This window comes from Streptomyces sp. 15-116A (genome assembly GCF_025290915.1).
Lineage (GTDB): Bacteria > Actinomycetota > Actinomycetes > Streptomycetales > Streptomycetaceae > Streptomyces.
This window is the reverse complement of sequence record NZ_JAOCQE010000374.1, coordinates 1-5,113: the sequence shown is the minus strand read 5'-3', so window position 1 is coordinate 5,113 and position 5,113 is coordinate 1. Positions and strand designations below refer to the sequence as shown.

The 5,113-nt window shown below is 72.7% G+C and carries 3 protein-coding genes and 2 pseudogenes; 1 reads left to right on the top strand and 4 read right to left on the bottom strand.

The genetic code is table 11. The annotated features are described in order from the left end of the window. Both N4P33_RS32595 and N4P33_RS32590 read right to left on the bottom strand, forming a co-directional pair. Window positions 1–190 (bottom strand): annotated as a pseudogene (locus N4P33_RS32595) (cellulose-binding protein); the annotation flags it as partial. A 194-nt stretch (window positions 191–384) separates the two neighbouring features. Next, on the bottom strand, window positions 385–1,716 hold the full coding sequence (locus tag N4P33_RS32590; RefSeq protein WP_260830546.1) for a radical SAM protein: 1,332 nt from the start codon (window positions 1,714–1,716) through the stop codon (window positions 385–387). A gap of 106 nt (window positions 1,717–1,822) precedes the next feature. On the opposite strand from N4P33_RS32590, the gene N4P33_RS32585 reads away from it, so the two are divergent. Further along, window positions 1,823–3,079 (top strand): FAD-binding protein, encoded by a 1,257-nt coding sequence (locus N4P33_RS32585; protein WP_260830545.1) that lies wholly within the window; start codon window positions 1,823–1,825, stop codon window positions 3,077–3,079. 13 nt (window positions 3,080–3,092) lie between these two features. On the opposite strand, the gene N4P33_RS32580 is transcribed toward N4P33_RS32585, so the two are convergent. Then, the gene (locus N4P33_RS32580) at window positions 3,093–3,611 is read right to left on the bottom strand and encodes a hypothetical protein (protein ID WP_260830544.1); all 519 of its coding nucleotides are present in this window, start codon (window positions 3,609–3,611) and stop codon (window positions 3,093–3,095) included. Beyond that, a pseudogene (locus tag N4P33_RS32575) lies at window positions 3,608–5,113 on the bottom strand (PHP domain-containing protein); the annotation flags it as partial. The gene N4P33_RS32580 and the pseudogene N4P33_RS32575, both read right to left, overlap by 4 nt.

The following is a 5,113-nucleotide window of genomic DNA, read 5'->3' as shown; positions in this document are numbered from 1 at the left end:
CGGTGCCGCGGACCGTGCCGGTCTGGGCGGCGCGGACCTCGCGGACGCCGTGCGCGAACGCCTCGCGGGCGAGCCGCGCGGCGGCGGAGGACCCGGCCGTGCACAACTCGGCGTAGGACAGCACCGCGTCCCAGCACTCGGAGAACAGCGCCGCCTCGGCGTCGTCCTGAGGGGTCGGCAGGTCGGGCATGGGTCTCCTGCGTCAGCGGTCCGCGCGAACGGGGTCACATCGCCGGGGTGAGGGCGATGCCGGTGAGGCCGCGGCGCACCGGGCGCCCGCGACTCCTAGGGGACCATACGCAAGGAAGGCCGGAACGTCTCGGTTCCGGCCTCCTCAGTTTTCTCACAACTCCCCGCGGAATCAGGCGGCTCAGCGCGTGCGCCTCACACCTCCGCGGTTTCCGGAGCGTTGTCCTGCGCGGGCAGGCTGTCCATGAAGGAGCTGACGGAGAACACCGCGCGGCCGGGTCCGGGCGGGCCGTAGCCGGGGGGCGAGGACAGGCCGAAGTCGTCCATGGTCTGCCGGTACGCCTGGAGCAGCCGGATGTGGTACTCCAGCGGCGCGCCCTGCGGGTTGGCCTTGCCGAGCGGGGTGGTCGGCTCCGGGCACCAGGTGGTGAAGCGGGGCGTGATGCCGTGCGACATGAAGAAGCGCAGGCCCTCGGTGGTGGAGGCGATGGCCTCGTCGACCGTCTTGAAGCCGAAGGGCTCGGCCATCTCCACGCCCGCGACGAAGTTGGGGATGACGTTGCGGGGGCCGAAGATCTCGGCGGAGTCGAGGATGCGCTTGTGCCACTCGTCGCGGCCGACGTAGCGCTCCTTGCCGGGGCAGTACATCTTGAACAGGTACTCGTCCCACACCTCGTAGTTGGGGTGGTAGATCTGCACGCCGTACTCCTTGAAGCGCTGCACGTCGTCCTTGGGCAGCGCCTGGGCGACGACCTTGCCGATCCAGCGGCCGGGGAAGCGCTCCTCGATGGCCTTGGCGTAGTGGCCGTAGAAATCGGCCTCGTCGCGCCCGGAGACCGTCTTGGTGATGGCGCCGCCGGTGAGGGTGTAGGCGGTGGAGGCCTTCGCCGTGTCGTACCGGTCGATGATCTCCAGGGCCTCCAGCACCTCCTCGACGTCCTTGACGCCGGTGTAGGGCCGGCCGGCGGCCTTGTGCTGGCGCCAGTTGTGATTGATGTCGCAGTACTGGCACTCCTCCTTGGCGCCGAAGTACTGGCAGACCCGGAAGACGGTCAGATAGATCAGGTAGCCCCACTGGATGGTCGGGGCGACCTCCATGACGGACTTCCCGTTGGACAGGGTGTGCCGGTAGTACTCGGGCATGGGCGGCACCCCGACGTCCGAGATCCGCTTGCCGTCGAGGTAGAGCCCGAGCATGCCGTGCTCGTCGGCGGCGACCCGGTAGGGCGAGGCGGGGTTCACCCGGACCGAGACGACGGTGCGGCGCAGGTCGTAGGGGCCGCCGGTGAGGATGATCTCCTCCGGCGGGCGGCGCAGCGCGGCCTCGCCCAGCTCGGGCAGGGTGCCGTGGTCGAAGGAGAAGATGAAGTACGACTTCGGCTTGACCTCGCCGCTCTCGTTGTCGCTGAGGGCGGACGGGTCGAAGGCGACGCCGCCCCGGAGCAGGTCCTCCTTGAAGACGGCCTCCCGCGGCACGTGCGGGAACCGCTCCATCAGATCCTCGACCAGCGCGGTACGGCTGCCCATCGTCGTGTCTCCTCCCGGCTCGGACGTACGACTCCTCACGGTATGCCCCCGCCGGGGCGGCTTCCCGCCCGGGGCCCCTTCAGACGCGCCGGGTAGGTTCCGCGGTATGACCGACATCACCGTGAGGAACTGGGCCGGCAACATCACCTACACGGCCAAGGAGCTGCACCGGCCGCGCTCCCTGACCGCGCTGCGGGCCCTGGTGGCGGACAGCGCGCGGGTGCGGGTGCTGGGCAGCGGGCACTCGTTCAACGCGATCGCCGAGCCGGGCGCCGAGGGTGTCCTGCTGTCGCTGGCGGACCTGCCGACGGAGGTGGACGTCGACGCGGCGGCCCGCACGGTGCGGGTGGGCGGCGGCGTCCGGTACGCGGAGCTGGCCCGGCGGGTGCACGCGCGGGGGCTGGCGCTGGGGAACATGGCGTCGCTGCCGCACATCTCGGTGGCCGGGTCGGTCGCGACCGGCACGCACGGGTCCGGGGTCGGCAACGGCCCGCTCTCCTCGTCGGTGCGGGAGGTGGAGCTGGTCACGGCGGACGGCGCGGCGGTGACCGTGGCACGGGGCGACGAGCGGTTCGGCGGCGCGGTGACCTCACTCGGCGCGCTGGGTGTCGTGACCGCGCTCACGCTGGATCTGGAGCCGGCCTACGTGGTCGAGCAGCACGTCTTCACCGAGCTGCCGCTGGAGGGGCTGGACACGGCGACGTTCGAGACGGTGATGGCGGCGGCGTACAGCGTGAGCCTGTTCACGGACTGGCGGGCGCCCGGCTTCCGGCAGGTGTGGCTGAAGCGGCGCACGGACCAGCCGCTGCCCGAGTTCGGGTACGCCGTTCCCGCCGCCGAGAAGATGCATCCGGTGCCGGGCATGCCCGCGGTCAACTGCACCGAGCAGTTCGGCGTGCCGGGCCCCTGGCACGAGCGGCTGCCGCACTTCCGCGCCGAGTTCACGCCCAGCAGCGGCGCCGAGCTCCAGTCGGAGTACCTGATGCCGCGCCGGCACGCCCTCGACGCCCTGCGCGCGTTGGACGCGATACGTCAGGTCGTCGCGCCGGTGCTGCAGACCTGCGAGATCCGCACGGTCGCCGCCGACGAGCAGTGGCTCAGCCCGTCCTACGGCCGGGACACGGTGGCCGCGCACTTCACCTGGATCGAGGACGGCGCGGCGGTGCTGCCGGTGGTGCGGCGCCTGGAGGAGGCGCTGGCCCCGTTCGACGCACGGCCGCACTGGGGCAAGGTGTTCACCACCCCGGCGGCGGACCTGCGCGCCCGCTATCCGCGCCTGGACGACTTCCGGGCGCTGGTCCGCTCGCTGGATCCGGGCGGCACGTTCCGCAACCGGTTCGTGGCGGACGTACTGGACGGCTGAGGCCCGAAGCGCCTCAGTGATCCGCGCAGCAGGGGGTCGGGTCCGGGACCTCGAACGGGACGAGGGTGCCGCCCATGGCGGGGGTGGCGGCGAGCACGAGTTCGCCGTGCCGCCACTGCGGCCGGACATGGCTCCTCGTCACCATGCGCGTGCCGGGGTCCGGCGGCCGGGGTGTGCCCAGGACCGTCACCCGGTCGATCGCGGAGCCGGCGATCAGCTCCCCGACCGTCAGCGTGCCGGTGAGGGCCGTGACCCCCGGGTAGAGCACGGCACGGCCCACCTCGTCGGGCAGCCCGGGCGACAGCGTGCCGTGTCCGGCCGCCGTGAGCCGCTCCCGGGCGGTGCGCAGGAGCGGCTCCGACGGCAGGACGAGGGAGAGGGCCACCCGGGGCCGGTCCCCGCGGATCAGATGCGTACAGCCGAAGACGTCCTTGGGCAGCCGGAGTTCGGCCGCCAGCTCGTGCAGGCGGTGGTCGGCGGTACGCAGGTCCTTGATGCCGCCCGGGTCCAGGGTGAGGGCGTACGGCGTCACGACGGCAGGATCCACACGGGGTTGGCGTAGAACCACAGGTCGCGCCACGGGTCGGCGTCGCCGACGACGTCGAGGGCGGGACCCGCCGGGTCGACTGCGGCGCCCATCGCGCCGACGGCGGACCGGTTGCCGTCGGTGCCGCGCAGGCGGACGTAGAGCGGGCGGTCGACGCGGCCGAGGTCGTAGGTGAGCCGGACCGTGCCGGCCGATGTGCCGATGTCGTACGACCGGACGACCTTCGCCGTGGGCGCGGTGAAGGTGTCCTGGTCCGCGACGGGGCCGGTCACCTCGCCCTGGATGACGTCGACGCGGGCCAGCTCGGGCACGAATCCGGCCCAGTTGGGGCCGCCGGCGAGGGCCACGTCGGCCGTGAGGGTGACCTCGGTGCCCTTGCGGACGTGCAGGGCGCCGCCGAGGGTGGCCCAGCGGCCCCCGCCAAAGACGCGGACGTCGAGGCCGCCGATGAGCTGTCCGTGGTCGACCCAGATGCGGCCGGCGCGGATGCCGTCCATGACGGCGGCGTAGGAGAAGCCGTCGGCGCCGACGTGGGTGCGGCTGTACTGGCCGGCCAGGAGTCGCCCTGGCCGGTGTCGATCTGCCCGCCGTACACGGGGTCGGGGTGCTTGCCGTCTGCGTTGAAGTCGCCGCCCGCGCTGCGGGCCGTGGTGTCCGCGTACACCTGGTGGGAGTCGGAGTTGGCGGTGATCCACCAGGGGCGGCCCTCGGCGAGGAGGCTGTCCCACAGGCCGCCGACGGTGGCGGTCTTCCAGTCGAAGCCGCCCCAGGTGCGGTAGCTCTCCAGCGGGTAGCCGGGGAAGGAGTTGGCGGAGGGGCTGTTGTCGGAGATGCCTCGGGCCCCGCCGGGGCCGAGGGGTGCGGGCAGTCCGGCGGCCTGGTGGCCGAGGGCGCCCTCGAAGCCGACGGCGATCTGCCGGCCGCCGGGCGTGGCGTCGCGCCAGGCGCGGATCTCGTGCGGGGAGTCGATGCCCTTGCGGGCCGGGTGGTTGGCGAGCATCAGGGCGTCCTTGACCTTGCGCCGCTTGACCTGGTCGGCGAGGAAGGACAGCCCGGCGACGGCGAGGGCCTCGTTGGCGGGCGTGGAGTCGGTGGCGCCCTTGACGCCGCCGTCGTAGTCGGTCTCGAACTGCTTGAGGACCGCGACCTCGTTGCTGCCCGGGTGGACGAAGACGGTGCCGAGCTCGGCGGCCGGGATGTTCCACTCCAGGCCCTGAAGACGAGGGTGTCCTCGTGGGCGGCTCTGGCCGCGCGGATGTCCGGGTTGACCTTCTCGACGCCGATGCGGGCGTGGGTGGTGCTGCCGTGGTCGGTGATGACCAGCCAGTCCATGCCGTGCCGGGCGCCCTGGCGGACCTGGTCGACGACCCGGTACTTGTCGTCGCTGCTGTACTGCGTGTGGATGTGGTGGTCCCCCGCCAGCCACAGGAAGCCCTCGCGGCGACCGCTCCCGGCGGCCCGCGGGAGCGGCGTGGGCGGCGCCCCCG

Bases quoted from the DNA above. Each gene is read 5' to 3' on its own strand.
- N4P33_RS32590 (WP_260830546.1), bottom strand. From the start codon at position 1,716: ATGGGCAGCCGTACCGCGCTGGTCGAGGATCTGATGGAGCGGTTCCCG.
- N4P33_RS32585 (WP_260830545.1), top strand. From the start codon at position 1,823: ATGACCGACATCACCGTGAGGAACTGGGCCGGCAACATCACCTACACG.